At 72.3% G+C, this 19,367-nt stretch carries 20 protein-coding genes; 14 read left to right on the top strand and 6 right to left on the bottom strand.

Annotated elements, in window-relative coordinates:
• Positions 1 to 3: 3 nt before the first annotated feature.
• From RB146_09960 to RB146_09950, 3 genes are all read left to right on the top strand, one after another.
• Positions 4 to 414, top strand: coding sequence for an SRPBCC family protein (locus RB146_09960; GenBank protein MDQ7829301.1), 411 nt, complete (start codon positions 4 to 6; stop codon positions 412 to 414).
• Positions 411 to 833 carry a VOC family protein gene (locus RB146_09955; GenBank protein ID MDQ7829300.1) on the top strand — a complete coding sequence of 141 codons (423 nt, stop codon included), beginning with the start codon at positions 411 to 413 and terminating at the stop codon, positions 831 to 833. The genes RB146_09960 and RB146_09955 overlap by 4 nt, the downstream gene beginning before the upstream one ends.
• A gap of 134 nt (positions 834 to 967) precedes the next feature.
• Entirely contained in the window at positions 968 to 1,471 is a 504-nt protein-coding gene (locus tag RB146_09950) for a GNAT family N-acetyltransferase (GenBank protein MDQ7829299.1), read from the top strand.
• A 234-nt stretch (positions 1,472 to 1,705) separates the two neighbouring features.
• On the opposite strand, the gene glnA is transcribed toward RB146_09950, so the two are convergent.
• Positions 1,706 to 3,163 (bottom strand): type I glutamate--ammonia ligase, encoded by a 1,458-nt coding sequence (gene glnA / locus RB146_09945; GenBank protein ID MDQ7829298.1) that lies wholly within the window; start codon positions 3,161 to 3,163, stop codon positions 1,706 to 1,708.
• Between the two features lie 199 nt (positions 3,164 to 3,362).
• On the opposite strand from glnA, the gene RB146_09940 reads away from it, so the two are divergent.
• From RB146_09940 to RB146_09930, 3 genes are all read left to right on the top strand, one after another.
• A complete protein-coding gene (locus tag RB146_09940; GenBank protein MDQ7829297.1) occupies positions 3,363 to 4,439 on the top strand; it encodes an isocitrate/isopropylmalate family dehydrogenase in 1,077 nt (358 codons plus the stop codon).
• 69 nt (positions 4,440 to 4,508) lie between these two features.
• Positions 4,509 to 5,285, top strand: coding sequence for an enoyl-ACP reductase (locus RB146_09935; protein MDQ7829296.1), 777 nt, complete (start codon positions 4,509 to 4,511; stop codon positions 5,283 to 5,285).
• Between the two features lie 76 nt (positions 5,286 to 5,361).
• On the top strand, positions 5,362 to 5,514 hold the full coding sequence (locus tag RB146_09930; GenBank protein MDQ7829295.1) for a hypothetical protein: 153 nt from the start codon (positions 5,362 to 5,364) through the stop codon (positions 5,512 to 5,514).
• A gap of 25 nt (positions 5,515 to 5,539) precedes the next feature.
• Here RB146_09930 and RB146_09925 read toward each other — a convergent pair whose 3' ends face one another.
• Positions 5,540 to 6,448, bottom strand: coding sequence for a CPBP family intramembrane glutamic endopeptidase (locus RB146_09925; protein ID MDQ7829294.1), 909 nt, complete (start codon positions 6,446 to 6,448; stop codon positions 5,540 to 5,542).
• 91 nt (positions 6,449 to 6,539) lie between these two features.
• Between RB146_09925 and dnaX the strand changes: the two genes are divergently transcribed.
• The 4 genes from dnaX to RB146_09905 all read left to right on the top strand — a co-directional run bounded on the left by dnaX (position 6,540) and on the right by RB146_09905 (position 9,857).
• The gene (gene dnaX / locus RB146_09920) at positions 6,540 to 8,273 is read left to right on the top strand and encodes a DNA polymerase III subunit gamma/tau (protein MDQ7829293.1); all 1,734 of its coding nucleotides are present in this window, start codon (positions 6,540 to 6,542) and stop codon (positions 8,271 to 8,273) included.
• 9 nt (positions 8,274 to 8,282) lie between these two features.
• Positions 8,283 to 8,597 carry a YbaB/EbfC family nucleoid-associated protein gene (locus RB146_09915; GenBank protein MDQ7829292.1) on the top strand — a complete coding sequence of 105 codons (315 nt, stop codon included), beginning with the start codon at positions 8,283 to 8,285 and terminating at the stop codon, positions 8,595 to 8,597.
• A gap of 12 nt (positions 8,598 to 8,609) precedes the next feature.
• The gene (recR, locus tag RB146_09910) at positions 8,610 to 9,203 is read left to right on the top strand and encodes a recombination mediator RecR (GenBank protein MDQ7829291.1); all 594 of its coding nucleotides are present in this window, start codon (positions 8,610 to 8,612) and stop codon (positions 9,201 to 9,203) included.
• 183 nt (positions 9,204 to 9,386) lie between these two features.
• Entirely contained in the window at positions 9,387 to 9,857 is a 471-nt protein-coding gene (locus RB146_09905) for a ribonuclease H-like YkuK family protein (GenBank protein MDQ7829290.1), read from the top strand.
• A gap of 9 nt (positions 9,858 to 9,866) precedes the next feature.
• Here the strand turns inward: RB146_09905 and serS are convergent, their stop codons facing one another.
• Together serS and gspE are read right to left on the bottom strand one after the other, a co-directional pair.
• Complete coding sequence (gene serS / locus RB146_09900) at positions 9,867 to 11,159, bottom strand: serine--tRNA ligase (protein ID MDQ7829289.1); 1,293 nt, start codon at positions 11,157 to 11,159, stop codon at positions 9,867 to 9,869.
• Positions 11,160 to 11,256: 97 nt separating this feature from the next.
• The gene (gene gspE / locus RB146_09895) at positions 11,257 to 12,999 is read right to left on the bottom strand and encodes a type II secretion system ATPase GspE (protein MDQ7829288.1); all 1,743 of its coding nucleotides are present in this window, start codon (positions 12,997 to 12,999) and stop codon (positions 11,257 to 11,259) included.
• Between the two features lie 227 nt (positions 13,000 to 13,226).
• On the opposite strand from gspE, the gene RB146_09890 reads away from it, so the two are divergent.
• The 3 genes from RB146_09890 to RB146_09880 are packed head-to-tail and all read left to right on the top strand — an operon-like array spanning position 13,227 to position 16,970.
• Positions 13,227 to 14,786, top strand: a complete 1,560-nt coding sequence (locus tag RB146_09890) for a hypothetical protein (protein MDQ7829287.1) — start codon at positions 13,227 to 13,229, stop codon at positions 14,784 to 14,786.
• A gap of 19 nt (positions 14,787 to 14,805) precedes the next feature.
• A complete protein-coding gene (locus tag RB146_09885) occupies positions 14,806 to 15,897 on the top strand; it encodes a type IV pilus twitching motility protein PilT (GenBank protein MDQ7829286.1) in 1,092 nt (363 codons plus the stop codon).
• Positions 15,894 to 16,970, top strand: a complete 1,077-nt coding sequence (locus tag RB146_09880) for a PilT/PilU family type 4a pilus ATPase (protein MDQ7829285.1) — start codon at positions 15,894 to 15,896, stop codon at positions 16,968 to 16,970. Before RB146_09885 ends, RB146_09880 begins: the two co-directional genes overlap by 4 nt.
• Positions 16,971 to 17,049: 79 nt before the next feature.
• Here the strand turns inward: RB146_09880 and RB146_09875 are convergent, their stop codons facing one another.
• Positions 17,050 to 17,475: an archease gene (locus tag RB146_09875; GenBank protein ID MDQ7829284.1), complete on the bottom strand. Its 426-nt coding sequence runs from the start codon at positions 17,473 to 17,475 to the stop codon at positions 17,050 to 17,052.
• A 116-nt stretch (positions 17,476 to 17,591) separates the two neighbouring features.
• Here RB146_09875 and selD point away from each other — a divergent pair, with 116 nt between their 5' ends.
• The gene (selD, locus tag RB146_09870) at positions 17,592 to 18,647 is read left to right on the top strand and encodes a selenide, water dikinase SelD (GenBank protein MDQ7829283.1); all 1,056 of its coding nucleotides are present in this window, start codon (positions 17,592 to 17,594) and stop codon (positions 18,645 to 18,647) included.
• A gap of 100 nt (positions 18,648 to 18,747) precedes the next feature.
• On the opposite strand, the gene RB146_09865 is transcribed toward selD, so the two are convergent.
• The coding region (locus RB146_09865) for a CPBP family intramembrane glutamic endopeptidase (protein MDQ7829282.1) at positions 18,748 to 19,367 on the bottom strand (620 nt) is incomplete at its 5' end.

Here is a 19,367-nt window from a genome sequence, read left to right as displayed (position 1 = left end):
GACATGAAGATCACCGTTGAGATCTTCGTAAAGGCCGACCTGAGCAGGGTCTGGGATGCCTGGAACAACCCGGAGGACATCAAGCAGTGGAATGCCGCCCAGGACGACTGGTATACGACCCGGAGCTCCGTCGATTTGCGCGAAGGCGGACGGTTCCTGTCGCGCATGGAAGCCAAGGACGGCAGTAAGGGATTCGACTTCGAGGGCACATATACCCGTGTCGTGCTCCATAGGATCATCGAATACCGGATGAGTGACGGGCGCGAAGGCACGGTCGCGTTCGTCGGGCAACCCGGGGGCGTTTTCGTGCAGCAGACGTTCGATGCGGAGACCGAGAACTCGCCTGAGCTCCAGCGAACGGGTTGGCAGGCCATCCTGAACAACTTCAGGCGGTACGTGGAGGCGAAGAAGTGAAGCCGCGTATCACGGTTCTCACAATCGGGGTCGCAGACTTGGAGCGGTCGGTCCGGTTCTATCGGGATGGCCTGGGGCTCCCTACCGAAGGCATCATCGGCAAAGAGTTCGAGTATGGTGCGGTCGCCTTCTTCAGACTCGAAGGTGGACTGACACTGGCGGTGTGGCCGCGCCAAAGCCTCTCACGTGATACGGGGCTTCCTGTGGATGCGGTGAGTTCGACCGAGTTCAGCCTCGGTCACAACGTAAGGTCCAAGGCCGAGGTTGACGCAGTTATGAAGGAGGCTCAGGCGGCGGGAGCGACGATCGTGAAGAAGGCTCAAGACACTTTCTGGGGCGGGTACTCCGGGTACTTCAAAGACCCGGATGGTCATCTCTGGGAGGTCGCTTGGAATCCACAACTATTACCCGAAGACTGAGGCCCAACAGGCGCTTGCAGCCGACGCGGCTACGCCGCGCGGCTGAAGCGCGGCGTTAGGGAGACGAACTTCATGTGAGCCGGATGAGCCCGGGGCCCGTGACTATCCGTCTACTTTTGGGTGAACGCTCGGAGATGGCAGAGCTCCAGCGCGTCATCGAAGAGGCGCCCACGTACGCTCAGCTCGTGACAGGTGTCCCGCCGGGACCCGCGGACGCTCAGAGCACGTTCACCATTCTGCCTGAAGGCAAGACCTACGAGGACAAGTTCGTCTTCGGCATCTACCGCGGGAGCGAAATGGTCGGTTGTGCAGACTTGATCCGCGGCTATCCTGACGCGGCGACGGCTTACCTCGGGCTCCTGCTCGTCTCGGAGAAGCATCAGGACCAGGGAATCGGCCGTCTAGCCTTCCATCTGCTCGAGGAATCCGTCCGAGGCTGGAGGACCTGTGACCGAATTCGCACAGCCGTGGTATGGACCAACGATCGCGTCATCCCCTTCTTGAAGGGGCTCGGGTTCGAGCCTACCGGGGAGATCAAACCCTACCGCTACGGGTCGGTTGCATCCGAGAGCATTCTCTTCGAGAAGTCCTTGGATCTCCGGCTGCCTAACACGGGGCTGGAGCGAGCCGGCGGATGAACGAGCCGTTGTCCGAGCGCGTACCGGTGCCATCCGACCGCTCAGCCGCAGGTCGTTGGTTGGGCAGCGGCATCGCGTTCGAAGTCGAAGACGTCGATGCCGACTACCGGCGGCTTGCTGCCGCCGGGTATCCCGTCAAGGGGTCAACGCAGTTCCCCTGGGGGGCCTCAGCCTCCCTCGGAGATCCCGACGGGCGCATGGTTGAGCTGGATGGGCCAGACCTAGCCGCGTGGCCTACGCGTCGTAGTACAGGTAGAACTCCGCCGGGTGCGGCCGCAGGCGCACGTAGTCGACGTCCCGCCGCCGCTTCGTGGCGATCCAGGTCTCGATGACGTCCGGGGTGAAGACCCCGCCCTCCAGCAGGAAGGCGTGGTCCTCCTCCAGCGCCCGCAGCGCCTGGTCGAGCGACCCGGGCACCTGCGGGATAGCCGGACCCTCGCCGTCCAGCTCGTAGAGGTCCACGTCCATCGGCTCCCCGGGGTGGATGCGGTTCCGGATGCCGTCCAGCCCGGCCATGAGCATCGCGGCGAACGCCAGGTAGGGGTTGGCCGTGGGGTCGGGCGGCCGGTACTCCACGCGCACGGCCCGGGGGCTGGCCGAGTAGACGGGGATGCGGATGGCCGCGCTGCGGTTGCGCTTCGAGTAGACCATGTTCACGGGGGCCTCAAACCCGGGCACCAGCCGCCGATATGAATTGGTGGTGGGGGCGCAGAACGCCATCAACGCCGGGGTGTGCCGGAGGAGGCCGCCGATGTAGAACAGCGCCGTCTCGGACAGGTTGGCGTAGCCCTGGGGGTCGTAGAAGAGGTTGGTGCCGTCCTTCCAGAGGCTCTGGTGCGTGTGCATGCCCGAGCCGTTGTCGCCGAAGATGGGCTTCGGCATGAAGGTGGCGGTCTTGCCGCGCAGGCGGGCGAACATCTTCACCAGGTACTTGTAGAGCATCAGCCGGTCGCCCATCTCCACCAGCGGGGCGAAGCGCATGTCGATCTCGCACTGGCCGGCGGAGGCGACCTCGTGGTGGTGCACCTCCACCTCCACGCCCATCTCCTCCATCTTCAGGACGAGCTCGCTGCGCCACTCCTGCAGGCTGTCCACGGGCGGGACGGGGAAGTACCCCTCCTTGTGGCGCGGGCGGTGGGCCAGGTTGGGGCGGTCGTCGCGCCCGCTGTTCCAGATGCCCTCGTCGCTGTCGACGGCGTAGAAGGCGCTGTTCGCGCTCTCGCTGAAGCGGACGTCATCGAAGACGAAGAACTCGGCCTCCGGGCCCCAGTAGGCGGTGGTGGCGACCCCGGAGCGTACCAGGTGCGCTTCCGCTTTGCGGGCGATGTAGCGCGGGTCGCGCGAGTAGGGACCCCGGGTGACCGGGTCGTAGACGTCGCAGATGAGCAGGAGGGTGCGGGTCGCCGCCAGCGGATCGATGCGGGCCGTCGCCGGGTCGGGGACCAGGTTGAGGTCGCTCTCGTGGATGTGCTGGAAACCTCGGATGCTGCTGCCGTCGAACCCGACGCCCTCGCTGAAGATGTCGACGGTGAGTTCGCGCACCGGCAGCGAGAAATGCTGCCACTGCCCGAAGAGATCGGTGAAGCGCAGGTCGACGATCTGCACCCCCTGCTCCCGCGCCATGGCCACCACCGCTTCCGGGGTGGCCTCGGGAGCCTTGGTCTGGCGCTCGCGGGTCACCGCCACGCCCATCGCCTCCTTCCCCTGCCGCGTCCGGCAGGAGGCCCAAAATGCGACGGCGCCCCGCTGCAACGGGGCGCCGTGGCCCAACGACGTGCTGTAAACTTCAACAAACGTATAGCACGCCCGCCCCGGCCCGTCAACAGGCAGTAACGCGGGAGGGGGTCTCCTGGACGAGCGGGGGGCGGACCAGCCTGGGGGGCTCGGGAGTATGGAGATCGCCGTCCTCACCGGGGATCAGACCGGCCAGGAGCTGCTTGAGGAGGCCCTGCGTGTCCTGGACCCCCGGGTGACGGGTCTGGACCTGCAGTTCGTCCGCTTCGACCTGAGCCTGGCCACCCGTCGGGCCACGCGCAACCGGACGGTCTACGAGGCGGGAGAGGCCCTGCGCCGCCTGCGCTACGGCCTCAAGGCCGCCACCATCACCCCCGAGGGTGCGGAAGATGTGGGCAGCCCCAACGCCATTCTGCGGGAAGTCATGGGGGCCCACGTGATCCTGCGGACGGGCCGGCCCATTCCCGGGGTGCGCCCGCTCACGGCCGCCGTCCGACCCATCGCCGTGGTCCGCATGGCCGTGGGCGACGCCTACGGCGCCCGGGAGTGGCGGGAGACCCGGGACGGCGATGAGGTCGCCTACCGGACCACGGCCATCAGCCGCAGCCTCTGCCGGGCGGTGGCCGAGTTCGCCTTCCGCCACGCCGCCCGGACGGGGGCGCGGGTCTTCGGCGGGCCGAAGTACACGGTCAGCCCCATCTACGAGGGGCTCCTCAAGGAGGAGATGGACGCCGCCGCCCGCCGCCACCCGGAGGTGCCCTACGAGCCGCAGCTGATCGACGCGGTCTACGCCCTGCTGCTGCAGGCCACAGGCGAGGCGCTCGTCATCCCCGCCCTCAACCGCGACGGGGACACGCTGAGCGACCTGGTCCTGCAGATGTTCGGCTCGATCGCGGGAGCGGAGTCGCTGGTCCTGGCGCTGGGAGCGGACTACGCGCCCGAGGTCGTCCTGGCCGAAGCCCCGCACGGCACGGCGCCGCGCCTGTTCGGCCGCAACATCGCCAACCCCATGGCCATGATCCTGGCCGGGGCCGCACTCCTCGGCTACCTGCCGCTGCCGGGGGCGGGGCGGGTCGCCGCAGCGGTGCAGGAGGCGGTCTTCGGCGCCGTCCGTGACGGGATCCGGACGGTGGACCTCGGCGGGGTCGCCACCACCACCGAGTTCACCGACGAGGTGATCCGCCGCGTCGCACGGCCTGCGCGAGGCGGTCCCGGAGGAGCGCCGGGAGAATGATGGAGGCGCGTCGAACCTCCGCCGTGGAGGTGATCGCCCGTGCTGCTGCGGGGCAAGCGCGCCCTGATCATGGGCGTGGCCAACAAACGCTCCATCGCCTGGGGGATCGCCACCGCCTTCCACCGCGAGGGGGCCGAGCTCGCCTTCACCTACCAGAACGAGCGGTTGAAGGCGAACCTCGACGAACTGCTGGACACGCTGGGCGGGCGGGAGCGCTTCCTCGCCCTCCCCTGCGACGTCACCTCCGACGAGCAGCTGGACCAGGCGTTTGGGACGCTGCGGGAGCGGTGGGACCGGCTCGACGCGGTGGCCCACTGCATCGCCTACGCCGGTCGGGAGGAGCTGGCCCGCCCCTTCCACGAGATCTCCCGCGGCGGCTTCGCCCTGGCGCTGGACGTGAGCGCCTACTCCCTCATCGCCGTGGCGCGGCACGCCGCCCCCCTGATGACCGCCGGCGGCAGCATCCTCACGCTCACCTACAACGCCGTCGAGCGGGTGGTCCCGGCCTACGGGGTCATGGCCGTGGCCAAGGCGGCGCTGGAGACCGCCGTGCGCTACCTGGCCGCCGACCTGGGCCCGCGGCAGATCCGCGTGAACGCCATCTCCGCCGGCCCGCTGCGCACGCTGGCCGGCAGCGCCGTGCGCGGCATCTCGCGCCTGCGTGACCTGACCGAGGAGCTGGCGCCGCTGCGCCGCAACATCACCCAGGAGGACGTGGGCGATGCGGCGGTCTTCCTCGCCAGCGACCTGGCGCGGGCCATCACCGGCGTGGTGCTCTTCGTGGACAGCGGCTTCCACGTCATGGCCGTCCCGGCGGCGCCGGAGGGCGGGCCGACGGCCGAGTGAGGGCCTCCAGGAGGCGCGCACCGCCGCGTCGAATCCCTTGGCGCATTGCCGAATCCTTGACGAGGCGGCTCACGACATGTTCTGGAAAGATCCCTTCCTCCGCGCCCCCGTTCGCCGGTATGGCCCCGCTCCCCGCCCCTCCTCCCCGCCCGCCTGGGCGTGGGCGCTCATGTGGTTCCTCACTGGCGCAGTCGCGGCGCGGGTCATCAGCGGGCTGTTCGGCTTCTAGGGTTGGGGCCTAAGGTCGGGGGCCGTCAGAAGTCCCACCCGTACAGGCGGCCGAGCACCGCCACCACGTTGTTCACCGCGTGGATGACGACAGGCGGGAGCAGGCTCCCCGTGCGCCCGTAGGCCACCGCCAGCACCACGCCCAGCAGCAGGATGGGCAGGGCGTGGATGACCTGCTGGTGGACGGCGGCGAAGAGGACCGCACTGCCGGCGGTGGCCCAGCGCGGGCCCCACCGCGCCCGCAAGCCGCCGTAGATCACGCCACGGAAGTAGACCTCCTCGCCGAGCGGCACCACCCCGGCCAGCAGCGCCAGGAGCCAGGCCAGGCGCCACCCGTGCGCGCCGGCGACCACTGCGGCCAGCGGGTCCTGGGCGTGCTCGGCCACGGCGCGGGCCGCGGCCTGGGCGTGTCCCTCCACCAGCCCGACCAGGAAGATCGCCACCTCCTCGGCCCAGACAGCCACCGGAATCATCACTGCGCCCAGGAGGAGCCCGAGCAGCACCAGCGGGACGGGCCGGGGGGCGCTCAGGCCCAGCCGCTCCACCGGCAGGCGGTAGCGGTAGGCGATCCCGAAGACGGCCAGGGCCACGAACCCCAGGTTCTGCAGCAGGATGAGCCCGGAGAGCTCGGAGAGGTGCAGCGGGCCGTCCAGCACACCGGCCAGTTCGGCCACGAGCGGCAGCGTGAGGGCGAAGTAGACGGCGATCCCCACCATCTCCGCCAGCCCCCAGGTGCCGGAGGGATCGGGGGAGCGGGCACCCAGCAGGTACAGCGGGAGGAAGATCGGCAGGGTGAAGGGGATGAGGACGCCGAGCCCCCACAAGGCGGCCTCGAACCGCGGGCGCTCGGGGGGCAGCCGGCGCAGGGCGTCCTGGAAGACCCACACCCCCGCCGCAAGCGCTATGATGAGGAAGAGGAGGTAGGCGATCGGCACGCCTGCAGGGGATTCGGGCAGGCCGCCCCTGGCTCCTGTCGAACTATCCGGTGACGGCGCCGCTCGCGCCGATTCCCCCGAGGTGACGTCCGTGTCCGTCGTCTCCGTGTACCGCCGCTGGCGCCCGCAGACCTTCGAAGAGGTCATCGGGCAGCAACGGATCACCCGCACCCTGCAGAACGCCCTCCGGGCGGGGCGGGTGACGCATGCTTACCTGTTCACCGGCCACCGCGGGACCGGGAAGACGACGCTGGCCCGCATCCTGGCCAAGGCGCTGAACTGCGAGCGCGGCCCCACCCCCGAGCCGGACAACACCTGCGCCGCCTGCGTGGCCATCACCCATGGCACCAGCCTGGACGTCATCGAGATCGACGGCGCCAGCCACACCCAGGTCGACCACATCCGCGACCTGAAGGAGCGCATCGTGCTGGCCCCGGCGGAAGGGCGCTACAAGGTCTACATCATCGACGAGGTGCACATGCTCAGCACCAGCGCCTTCAACGCGCTGCTGAAGACGCTGGAGGAGCCCCCGCCGCACGCCGTCTTCGTCCTGGTGACCACCGAGCCGCACCGCGTCCCGCCCACGGTGGCCTCGCGCTGCCAGCGCTTCGACTTCCGGCGCGTGCCGCTGCGCGAGATCGAGGAGCGGCTGCGCCGCATCGCCCGCGAGGAGGGCTTCCGCATCGACGAGGCGGCGCTGCGCGCCATCGCGCGGCTGGCCGACGGGTCGGTGCGCGACGCGGAGTCCATCCTCGACCAGGTGAGCGCCTACCGGGAGGAGGGCATCACGGCCGAGGACGTGCTGGCGATCCTGGGGGCCCCGGCCGAGGAGACGCTGCAGGCCCTGGCCGGCGCGGTGCTGCGCGGCGACGTCGTGGAGGCGCTGCGCGTGGCCTCCGCCCTCCTCGACGAGGGGCGGGATCCCCGCCAGGTGATGCGGATGCTGCTGGAGCACTTCCGGGATTTGCTGGTGGCGCAGGTCGCGGAGGACCCGGCGTCGGCGCTGGACACCACGCCGGAGCGCCTGGCCGGCCTGCGCGCGCAGGCGGAGGGGGCCGACCAGGGGACGGTGCTGCGCGCCCTGCGGGTGCTCAGCGACGCCATGGTGGAGACGCGCACCAACCCGCAGCCGCGCCTCCTCCTGGAGGTGGCGCTGATCCGGGCGGCCCGGCCCGAGATGGAGGCGGCGGCCCCGGGCGCGGGCATCCTGCCCGCAGGGCCATCCGGCGTCGCCACCCGCCAGGGACCGACCCGGCCCACGGCCACCCGCCCTGCCCCCTCGCCCCCCCCGAGGCGACGGCCCGCACCGCCGGGGCCGGCCAGCGCGCCCCCCGTTGAGCCGGGGCCGACCGGCGGATCCTCCGCACCGCCAGGGCCGGCCAGCGCGCCCCGCGCATCGCCGAATGCGGCCGAGCCCTCGACAGCATCGGACGGCCGCCTCCCCACGCTCGACGAAGTGCGCGCGCGGTGGGCGCGGGTCCTGGAGGAGGTCAAGCGGGCCAGGATGCTGTGCCACGCTCTCCTCATCGACGGCGTGCCGGTGGCGGTGGAGGGGAACACCCTTGTGGTCGGCCTGCGCCCCGGGTACAACTTCCACGTGGACAGCCTCCACCGCCCCGACAACCGGGAGATCGTCGAACGGGCGCTCCTGCAGGTCTTCGGCCGCCCCCTGCGCCTGCGCTGCCGGGTGCAGGAGGAGGCCGAGCTGGCCGCCGCCGTCGCCGCCCCTGAGCCCGCGGCGACCGGCGACCCGCTGGTGAGCCATGCGGTCGAGCTGTTCGGCGGCGAGGTCGTCGAGGTGAAGCGGGTCGACGAGACGGGGTGAGCGGGGGCCATGTTCAACGTCGGGAAGATGATGAAGCAGGTGCAGAAGCTCCAGGCCGAGATGGCCCGCATGCAGGAGGAGCTGGCGGCCGAACGGGTGGAGGTCACCGTAGGGGGCGGCGCGGTGCGGGCGGTGGCCAACGGGCACGGGGAGCTCGTGGACCTCACCATCGACCCTGCGGCCGTGGACCCCGGCGACGTGGCGCTCCTCCAGGACCTGGTGCGGGCGGCGGTGAACGAGGTTCAGCGCAAGGCGCGGGCGCTGGGCGAGGAGCGGATGCGCGCGCTGACGGGAGGAGTCCGCTTCCCCGGTCTCGCCATCTGAGGCGGCCCGCGCATGCACGCCCCACCCCTGGCCCGTCTGGTCGACGCGCTCGGCACCCTCCCCACCATCGGCCCCAAGACGGCGCAGCGCCTCGCCTACCACATCCTGCGCCTCCCGCCCGAGCAGGCGGAGGCCCTGGCCCAGGCCATCCTGGAGGCGCGGGCGCGCACCCGCTACTGCAGCGTCTGCTGGAACCTCACCGACGAGGACCCCTGCGCCATCTGCCGGAATCCCCAGCGCACCGCCTCGGTGATCTGCGTCGTGGAGGACCCGCGGGACGTCGTGGCGCTGGAGCGCACGCGCGAGTTCAAGGGCCGCTACCACGTCCTGCACGGCGCCATCTCCCCGCTGGACGGGGTGGGGCCCGACGACCTGCGGATCGCAGAGCTGCTGGAACGCGTGCGCACCGGCGAGGTGGACGAGGTCATCGTGGCCACCAACCCGCAGGTGGAGGGCGAGGCGACGGCGATCTACCTGGCCAGGCTGCTCAAGCCGCTCGGCGTGCGGGTGACGCGCATCGCCCACGGCCTGCCGGTGGGGGCCGACCTGGAGTACGCCGACGAGGTGACCCTGGCGCGCGCCCTGGAGGGGCGGCGGGAGCTGTAACCGCCGTCGTCGCGCCTGGCTCGGCACGGGCGGGAAGCCGCGCCCGGCCTGCCCTGCGGCTCGTCCGGCTCGTCCGGCCCTGGGGTCCGTCCGGCTCGTCCGGCCCTCCACGGCGCGAACCGCCTGCTATACCGCCCTCCACGGCGCGAACCGCCTGCTATACTGGATAGGGAGCGATCACCGATGGACTTCGTCAGCCCGACGCACGGGAAGCTGACCTTCAGCCAGATGTTCCGGCACCTGGTGGCTTTCATGGAGGAGGAGCCGGACCAGCGCTACCACCTGATCATCGGCACCGACTCCCTGCTGGGGGACGAGACCCACTTCGTCACTGCCATCGTCGTGCACCGGGTGGGCCACGGGGGCCGGTACTTCTACCGGAAGCTGCGCAACCGCAAGATCGAGAGCCTGCGCCAGCGCATCCTCTTCGAGACGGCGCTGAGCCTGGAGGCGGCCAGCCTCATCACCGCGGAGCTGGCCCGCAACGGCTACTCCAAGCTCCCCGTGGAGATCCACCTGGACGTGGGGGAGAAGGGGGAGACGAAGCGGATCATCCGCGAGGTGGTAGGCATGGTGACGGGCTCGGGCTACGCCGCCGTCACCAAGCCGGACGCCTACGGGGCGAGCAAGGTCGCCGACAAGCACAGCAAGTAGCCGGCCGGGTCAGGAGGGGGTCATCGCGCGCCGGGGCGTGACCGGGCGCAGCACCGTCCGCCCGTCGAGGTAGGGCCGGAGCACCTCCGGGACGGCCACGCTGCCGTCGGCCTGCTGGTAGTTCTCCAGCACGGCGATGAGCGCGCGGCTCGTGGCCACGGCCGTCCCGTTCAGCGTGTGCACGTAGTCGCTCCGCCGCCCCTCCCGGAAGCGCAGACCCAGGCGCCGCGCCTGGAAGTCGGTGGTGTTGCTGCAGGAGGTCACCTCCCCCCACCCGCCGCGGCCGGGCATCCACGCCTCGATGTCGTAGGTTTTGGCCGAGGCCGCGCCGGTATCGCCGCCCGCCAGCAGGACCACCCGGTAGGGGATGCCGAGCCCCTGCAGGATCTCCTCCTCGACGCGCACCAGGAACTCGTGCTCCTCCCAGGAGCGCTCGGGGTGGGCGTACGAGAACATCTCCACCTTGTCGAACTGGTGGACGCGGAAGAGGCCGCGCACGTCGCGCCCGTAGGAGCCGGCCTCGCGGCGGAAGCACCAGGAGATGCCGGCGAGGCGCAGCGGCAGCCGGTCGGCCTCGAGCGTCTCGTCCATGTAGAGCCCGGCCAGGCTCTGCTCCGAGGTGCCGATCAGCGCCAGGTCGTCCTCCGGCAGCAGGTAGGTCTGCTGCGGGTCGAAGGCCACGCCGCCCCAGGCGCCGGTGATGACGCGGGGCCGCACCAGCACCGGCGGGATCACCGGCAGGAAGCCATGGCGCAGGAGGACGTCGAGGGCGTAGCGCACCAGGGCCATCTCCAACAGCGCCCCGTCGCCCAGCAGGTAGTAGAAGCGCGAGCCGGCCACCTTGGCCCCGCGCTCCAGGTCGAGGATGCCGAGCGCCGTGCCCAGGTCGACGTGGTCCTTCGGCGGGAAGGGGAACTGCGGCGGTGCGCCCCAGGTGCGGACGACGCGGTTCGCCGCGGCATCGCCCGGGGGGACGGTCGCGTGCAGCAGGTTGGGCAGCGCCCGCACCGCCGTCTCCAGCGCCTCGTCGGCGGCGCGCAGGTCGGCCTCCAGCGCGCGCAGCCGCTCCGCCAGCGCGCGCGCCTCGGCCAGCCGCGCCGCCTGCGCCTCCCCCTCCAGGCGGGCCACCTCGGCGGAGAGGCGCTTGTGGGCGGCCCGCGCCGCCTCGGTCTCCTGCACGACCGCCCGGCGGCGCTCGTCCAGGGCCAGCACCCGGTCGACCAGCGCCGGATCGAGCCCGCGCCGGCGCAGGGTCTCGCGCAGGAGGTCCGGCTGCCGCCGGATCAGCCTGAGGTCGAGCATGGCCTCACCGTCACCTCATGCCCACGTTACTGTGCCGCCCCGTAAATCACAAACGCCCGCCTCCCGTGAGGCGGGCGGTCCGGAGGGGCGGGCGGGGTCAGTCGACGAGGACGACGCGCAGGACCTCCTCCAGCGAGGTCGTCCCGTCCAGGGCCCGGGCCAGGCCCTCCTCGCGCAGGGTGCGCATCCCCGCCGCCAGAGCGGCCTCCCGGAGGGCGGCGGCCCCCGCCCCGCGCACGATCAGGTCGCGCAGGGCGTCGTCCACCGTCATCACCTCGTACAGCCCGAGGCGCCCCCGGTAGCCCAACCCCCCGCAGCGCGGGCACCCCCGGGGACGGTAGACGACGGGAGCCTCCGCCGGCTCAAGACCCAGGCGGGCCAGCACCTCCGGCGTCGGCGCGTACGGCTCGCGGCACTCCACGCACAGCGCCCGCACCAGGCGCTGCGCCACCACCCCCAGCACCGAGGCGCCCACCAGGAAGGGCTCGATCCCCATGTCCGCCAGGCGCGTCACGGCGCTGGGGGCGTCGTTGGTGTGGAGCGTGCTCAGGACCAGGTGGCCGGTGAGCGAGGCCTGCACGGCGATGCGCGCCGTCTCCTCGTCGCGGACCTCCCCCAGCATGATGATGTCCGGGTCCTGCCGCAGGAAGGCGCGCAGGCCGCGGGCGAAGGTGAGGCCGGCCCGCGGGTTCACCTGCACCTGCACGATGCCGGGGAGCTGGTACTCCACCGGGTCCTCGATGGTGAGGATCTTCACGTCGGGCCGGTTCAGGCGGTTGAGGGCGGCGTACAGCGTGGTGGTCTTGCCGCTGCCGGTGGGGCCGGTGACGAGGATCAGCCCGCAGGGCTTGGCGATGAGCCGCTCGAAGCGGGCCCGGGCCTCCGGGCGGAAGCCCAGGCGCTCAATGGGCACCATGGCGTTGCCCTTGTCCAGGATGCGCATGACCACGCTCTCGCCCCACATGCTGGGGACCGTGGAGACGCGCAGGTCCACCGCGCGCCCGTCGAGCGCCATCTCGATGCGCCCGTCCTGGGGCACGCGCCGCTCGGCGATGTCCAGGTTGGCCATGATCTTCAGGCGGGAGACCAGCGCGGCGTGGGCCTGCATGGGCACCGCCATGACCTTGTGGAGGGTGCCGTCCACCCGGAAGCGCACCACCACCTCCCGCTCCTGCGGCTCGACGTGGATGTCGCTGGCCCGCTGCCGGACGGCCTGCACCAGGATGCTGTGGGCCAGCCGGACGATGGGCGCCTCTTCGGCCACCGCCCGCAGGTGGCCGACCGCCGCTTCGCCCTCGGGCTCGTCGCGGCGCACCTCCTCGAGCACGTCGCCCACGGCCCGGTCGAGCGCCGGGTAGCGTCCCAGGGCCAGGCGGAAGTCCTCCGGGGTGATGAGGACGGGGACGGTGTCAAGGCCGGTCACCTTGCGCAGGTCGTCCAGGGCGACGACGTCGAGGGGGTCGACCATCCCCAGGCGGAGGGTCCCGCCGGCGACCTCCAGCGGGACAGCCTGGTAGCGGCGGGCCAGGTGCTCGGGGACGAGGGCGAGGAGCTGGGCGTCCGGCGGCCGGTCGGAGAGGGTCGCGAACTCCACGCCCAGGTGCGCCGCCACGGCCGCGGCCACCTCGCGGCGCGGCTCCACCTCCATCTCCAGGATGACGCGGGCGAGGTGCTGCGAGGTCTCCTGCTGGCGGCGGGCCGCCTCGACGAGCTGCTCCGGAGTCAGGAGGCCGGCGGCGAGGAGCGCGTCGCCCAGGGACGCGACCCGGCGCCACCCGCGCTCGCCCTCCAGGACCGAGAGGCCCTGCCCGGGCCGGCTGCCTCCGTCGGATCCCGCCATTGCACGCGCAAACCTCCCCGGGGATGCCCTACACCTTCCCTGCCCAAGCCGCGACGGGGCATAGACGTCGGCCCTGCCCAAACCGTCACGGGGCGTGCCCTGCCCAAACCGTCACGGGGCGTAGAGGTCGGCCGCGCCCAACGCCACAGCCGGCGACCCGGCCTGCCGGCGGCGACTATGGAGCGGGCGGGATTGGGCAAGAGGGTCTGGAAGCGAAAGGAGCGCGCATGCGCCTCGGAGAGATCCTGGTCTCGGCGGGGCTGGTCACGCCCGAGCAGATCACCGCCGCCCTGGCCATCCAGCGCGAAACCGGCGAGCGCATCGGCGAGGTCCTCCTGCGTCAGGGGTGGATCTCCGAGGACGACCTGGCCTGGGCGCTGAGCAACCACCTCGGGTTCCCCTACGTCTTCCTGACCCCGGAGATCATCGACCCGGACGCGGTGCGGCTCCTCCCGGAGGAGGTCCTGCGCACGCACCGCGTCGTCCCCATCCTGCGCTTCGAGCGCGAGCTGACCCTGGGGATGGTCGACCCCACCGACGAGGAGGCGGTGGAGACGGTGCGCCGCCTGACGGGGCTGGAGGTCAAGCGCGCCCTGGTCCGCCCGGCCAACCTCTCGGCGGTGCTGGGGCGGCTCTTCCACCGCCGCGACGGCGAGCCGGCCGGCGGGGAGGGGGTCTCGGCGGCCCGGCAGTTCCTGCGCTTCCACCTGGTGCAGGCGCTCCAGCAAGACGCCACGGAGATGTACGTCGACCCGGCCGCAGACAGCCGTGTGGCGCTCGCCTACCGCATCCGCGGCGTGGCCGTCGGCCGACCGGCCATCCTGCGCGAGCTGTACGAGGACATCCTCACCGACCTGCGGGGGGAGACGGGTCTCGCCGACAGCGGACAGGGGAGCTTCACGACCCGCCTGGGCCAGAGCACCCTCACCGTCGAGGTGACGCTCACGCCCACGCGGTGGGGGACGGCCGCCGCTCTGGTGCTCCACCCGCTCCGCGAAGCGCCCCCGGCTCTGGAGGCCCTCGGCGTCGCCCCGCTGGACCCCCCGCCCGTGGGGCGCGGACTGGTGCTCGTGGCCTGTCCCGACCCGCGCGCCCGCCGGGCCGTCCTGCACGCGCTGGCCGCGGCGCGGGCCCCTGCGCGCCTGGTGTGCGTCGAGGCCGTGGCGACGGTCGACTACCCCCGCACGCCCCACATCGTCCTCGGTCCGGGGATGCAGGCACGCTCCCGCTACGCCCGGGCCGTCGCCGAGGGGCGGGCGTTGGGACCGGACCTCCTGCTCGTGGATGACCTGCCCACCCGCGGCGCGCGGCGCGCCGCGCTGGAAGCGGCGGGCGGGACGCTCGTCCTGGCGGGGGACGCCTCCCCCACCGCTGCCGCCGCGCTGGAGCGGTGTGCCCGGGCACGCTCCCGGAGCGCGGTCCTGGCCCTGGTCCAGGGGGTGCTGCTCGTCCGGCCGGTGCGGCTGCTCTGTCCGGTCTGCGGGGGGCGAGGGGAGCGCGCGGGCGGGCGTGGGTGCGACGCCTGCCTCTTCACGGGGTTCAGCGAGGAGCGGCTGCTCAGCGCCTACGCGCCCGTGGCGGCCGGTCCGGCCGGCGCGGCGAGCGCCGACGCCGCAGGCGCCGGTGCGACGGGCGGGCGCGTGGCGGACGTCGCTGCCGGCGCGGCGGCCGCCCTGCGCCGCCAGGCCGAGCGGCTCCTGGCGGCCGGCCTCGTCAGCCCCGACGAGGTCCGGCTGGCGCTAGCCGGGCTCGCCCTCCCCTGGCCCCAGGCGGCAGAGGCCCGCTGATGCGCCAGGATCTCCCGCCGTGGACATAGTCGACCTGCTGCTCCTGGCCCGCGAGCGCCGCGCCTCGGACCTGCACCTGGCCCCCGGCATGCCCCCAGCCCTGCGGCTGCAGGGGCGGTTGGTCGCCCTGGAGGCGCCTCCGCTGGAACCCGACGAGACCCACCGGATGCTCTACGACATCCTCACCGACGAGCAGAAGGCCCGCTTCGAGGCCACCAGCGACCTGGACTTCGCCATCGAGCTGAGCCGCGCCGGCCGCTTCCGGGTGAACGCCTTCGTGCAACGGCTGGGGGTGGCCATGGTCCTGCGCCTCATCCCCTCCACCGTCCTGACCCTCGACGAGCTGGGGATGCCGCCGGTGCTCAAGGACCTGGCGATGAAGGAGCGGGGGCTCGTGCTGGTGACCGGCCCCACCGGGTCGGGGAAGTCGACCACGCTGGCGGCCATGGTCGACCACATGAACACGCACCGCGACGACCACATCATCACCATCGAGGACCCGATCGAGTTCGTGCACACGCCCCGCCGCTGCCGCATCAACCAGCGCGAGGTGGGGGTACACACTCACTCCTTCAGCGCGGCGCTGCGCAGCGCGCTGCGCGAGGACCCCGACATCATCCTGGTCGGGGAGATGCGCGACCTGGAGACCATCGCCCAGGCCATCACCGCGGCGGAGACCGGGCACCTGGTCCTCTCCACGCTGCACACCAACAGCGCCCCCCAGACCATCAGCCGGATCGTGGACGTCTTCCCGCCCCACCAGCAGGAGCAGGTGCGGGCGCAGCTGGCCGAAGCCCTGCTCGGGGTGGTGGCCCAGACGCTGGTCCCGGCGCTGGACGGCTCGGGGCGCGTGGCCGCCCTGGAGGTGATGGTGGCCACGCCGGCCATCCGCAACCTGATCCGGGAGAACAAGACGCACCAGATGCTCTCGGCCATCCAGACCGGCGCGCGGGAGGGGATGCAGAGCCTCGACCAGGCCCTCAAGGCGCTGGTGAAGCAGCGGCGCATCCACCTGGACGAGGCGCTGAAGCGCGCGGTCGACCGCGACGCCTTCCTGCACGACCGCCCCGCGCCGCTCCAGCCGCCGTCCCCCAGCCCGATCCGCCGGTGACGGCGCCGGACCTCCACGACCTGCTGAGGCAGATGGCGGCGCACGACGCCTCCGACCTCTACCTGAAGGTGGGACGCCCGCCGATCCTGCGCGTCGCCGGCGGGCTGCGGCCGGTGGAGGCGCCGCCGCTCGACGCCGCGGCGGTGACGGCGCTGACCGCCCCGGTGATGGAGGAGCGCCACCGCCGGGAGTTCGAGGAGGCCCGGCGCGCCGACATCGCCTACAGCGCCCCGGGGCTGGGGCGCTTCCGCGTGAACGTCTACGTCCAGCGGGGCACGCCGGCGGCGGTGATCCGGCGCGTGCGCAGCCGCATCCCCTCCTTCGAGGAGCTGCGCCTGCCCCCCGCGGTGGCGGAGCTGGCGCTGGCGCCGCGGGGGCTCGTGCTCGTCACCGGCCAGACCGGCTCGGGGAAGTCCACCACGCTCGCGGCCATGGTGGACTACCGGAACCGGCAGCGGCCCGGGCACATCGTCACGGTGGAGGACCCCATCGAGTTCCTCCACGAGGACCACCGGAGCCTGGTGAGCCAGCGCGAAGTGGGCACGGACTGCCCCTCCTTCAGCCAGGCCCTGCGCGACGCCCTGCGCCAGGCCCCTGACGTCATCCTCATCGGCGAGATCCGCGACGAGGAGACGGCCGCCGCCGCCGTCTACTTCGCCGAGACCGGCCACCTGGTGCTCTCCACCCTCCACGCCAGCAACGCCGGGCAGACGCTGGAGCGGCTGCTGCACTTCTTCCCGCCGGAGCGGCACGCCGGGCTGGCCCTGCAGCTCTCCCTCACGCTGAACGGGGTGCTGGCCCAGCGCCTGCTGCCCCGCGCCGACGGGCAGGGGCGCGTGGTGGCGGTGGAGGTGCTGCTGGCCACCCCGCGGGTGCGGGAGCTGCTGCGCCGGGGCGACCTGCCCGGCATCCGCACCGCGATGCAGTCGCCCGCCGGCGTGGCGGAGGGGCTGCAGACCTTCGACCACGCCCTCTACGAGCTGATCCAGGCCGGGCTCGTCGACGCCGAGACCGGGCTGCGCGCCGCGGACAGCCCCAACGACCTGCGCCTGCGGCTGAAGGGCCTGCGCTGACGGCCTCCCCGGGCCTCCCCGCCGCGACCTTGCAGCGGCCGGGGCGCCGGGGCCGGGCGGTTGCGCCCCCGCGGCCGGTCTACACGTCGAAGATGATCCGGGCGCGCCAGAGGCCGTCCTGCCGCTCCACCCGCAGCCCGTGGTAGGTCACCGCCTTCACGTCCAGGCGGAAGGCGTGGCGCGCCGGGTCGACCGGTTCGCCGGCCACCTGCGCCTCCAGGGACGTGGGGGTGACCGTCTCGACGTGGAAGCGTGCCGGGAGGAAGCCGTCGCCGTTGAACAGGACCAGCAGTTCGGCCAGCCAGGCCACGAGCAGCCCCTCCAGGTCCTCGGCGGTCGCGCGCACCGGTCGGGTCTCGCGCTCGGCCACGGTGGCCGGGTCGACGATGAAGTGGAACATCCCCCGGGCGGCGTTGGCGAACAGTTCCGGCAGGTCCCGCCCGTAGGCCACCAGGCCCACGTCGGCGGTGTGGTCGATGGTCTCGAACGAGGGGACGTGGCTCACCGCCTCATCAATAGCAGGCGGAGGGCGGCGGTGCTAGAATGGGGCACCGCCGCGGCGGAAGTCCTCGCGGCGATCCCCTGCCGGGCACGGCGGGGGCGGCAGAGAGGAGGTCGCGGATGGACGACCAGCGTGAGCGCATCCGCCTCACGGCCACGGTCGCCTGCGCGGGGTGAGCGTCGAAGCTCAGCCCGGCCGACCTGGCGCAGGTCCTGCGCCACCTCCCACAACCCAGTGACCCCCGCCTGCTGGTGGGGTTCGAACACGGCGACGACGCCGCCGTCTACCGCCTGACCGACGAGCTGGCGCTCGTGCAGACGGTGGATGTCTTCACGCCGGTGGTGGACGAGCCCTACCACTACGGGGCCATCGCCGTGGCCAACGCCCTCTCCGACGTCTACGCCAAGGGGGCCCGGCCGCTGCTCGGGCTCAACATCGTCGGGTGGCCGCGCGGGAAGCTCCCGCTGACCGTGCTCGGCGAGATCCTGCAAGGCGGCGCGGCCAAAGCCCAGGAGGCCGGCGTCCTCATCGTGGGCGGCCATACCGTCGACGACCCCGAGCCGAAGTACGGGCTGGCGGTCACCGGCGTGGTCCACCCGGACCGGGTGGTGACGAACGCCGGGGGGCGGCCGGGCGACGTGCTGGTGCTCACCAAGCCCATCGGCATCGGCGCCATCACCACGGGGATCAAGCAGGGGAAGGCGTCGGTGGAGGCGGCGGAGGCGGCGATCCGGCTGATGGGGGTGCTGAACCGCGGGGCCGCCGAGGCCATGCTGGAGGTGGGCGTACACGCCTGCACCGACGTCACCGGGTTCGGGCTGCTCGGCCACCTCCACGAGCTGGCGCTGGCCAGCGGGGTGGCGGCGGTGGTGGAGGCGGGACGGGTGCCGGTCCTGCCCGGGGCGGCCGACCTGGTGCGGGCCGGGGCGGTGGCCGGGGGGACGGCGCGGAACCTGGAGTTCCTGGCGGACTGGGTGCAGTTCGACGAGGCCATCCCCGAGGAGGTGCGCATCCTCCTGGCCGACGCCCAGACCTCCGGGGGCCTGCTGATGGCCGTCCCTCCCGAGCGAGTGGACCGGCTGGAGGCGGCGCTGCAGCATCGAGGGGTGCCTGCGGCGGCCCGCATCGGCACGCTCGTGGAGGGGCCTCCCGGGCACCTGTCGGTCTCCCCGTGACAGCAGGGGATCCCCGAGCCTCTTCTGAGGGCTTTGAGCCCTCGGAGCCGCTGACGGAGGCCGCGTCCCCGGAACCGCTCCTGCTCAGTGACGGTCCAGGTCATCCTGGCATGCGCGGGGTCATGATGCTGGCCGTCAGGTTCAGGATGAGGTGAGCGATGGTCGAGGCTGCGGTGCCCCAGCGCAGCCGCAGCCAGCCTAGCGCGAACGACCCGGTCAGCAGACTGGTCGGGCGGGCCAGCGAAAAGTCGACGACGCTGTGTTTCGCCGCGAACAGAAGCGCGGTCCTCGTCAAGCCCAGCTCGCCCTGAATGTACCCTCGCCAGAAGAACTCCTCCACCACCGGGCCGAGCACGCCATTGGCGACGATCTGGAGGACCCAGGCAACGACCGTCACCCGCTCCTCCGGCTCGATCTGCCCTGTCAGGGTCTGATCGAGATGGTGCGTGCCAAAGCTGAGGAGCGGGACGAGGAGGACGCCGCCGAGGATCCCGGCGAGGACGGCGGAACGGTCCCAGCGGTACCCCAGCGGGTAGCCGCGAAGGCGCCGGCCAAAGTACCAACCCAGGATGACAAGGGCGAGACCGGTCATCACCATCTGCAGCGTGAAGATCCCTGGGGGCAGAACCGCGGTGCGAGGAATCCATCCCAATTCCATGAGCCCGGTGCCGACCGCCACGAATAGCACCAGCCGCACCGCCAGCTCGATGGCGATCCACA

This window comes from Armatimonadota bacterium (genome assembly GCA_031081585.1).
Taxonomy (GTDB): Bacteria; Sysuimicrobiota; Sysuimicrobiia; order Sysuimicrobiales; family Humicultoraceae; genus Geohabitans; species Geohabitans tengchongensis.
Note: the sequence above shows the minus strand (reverse complement) of the source record. Positions and strands in the feature narration are given on the sequence as shown.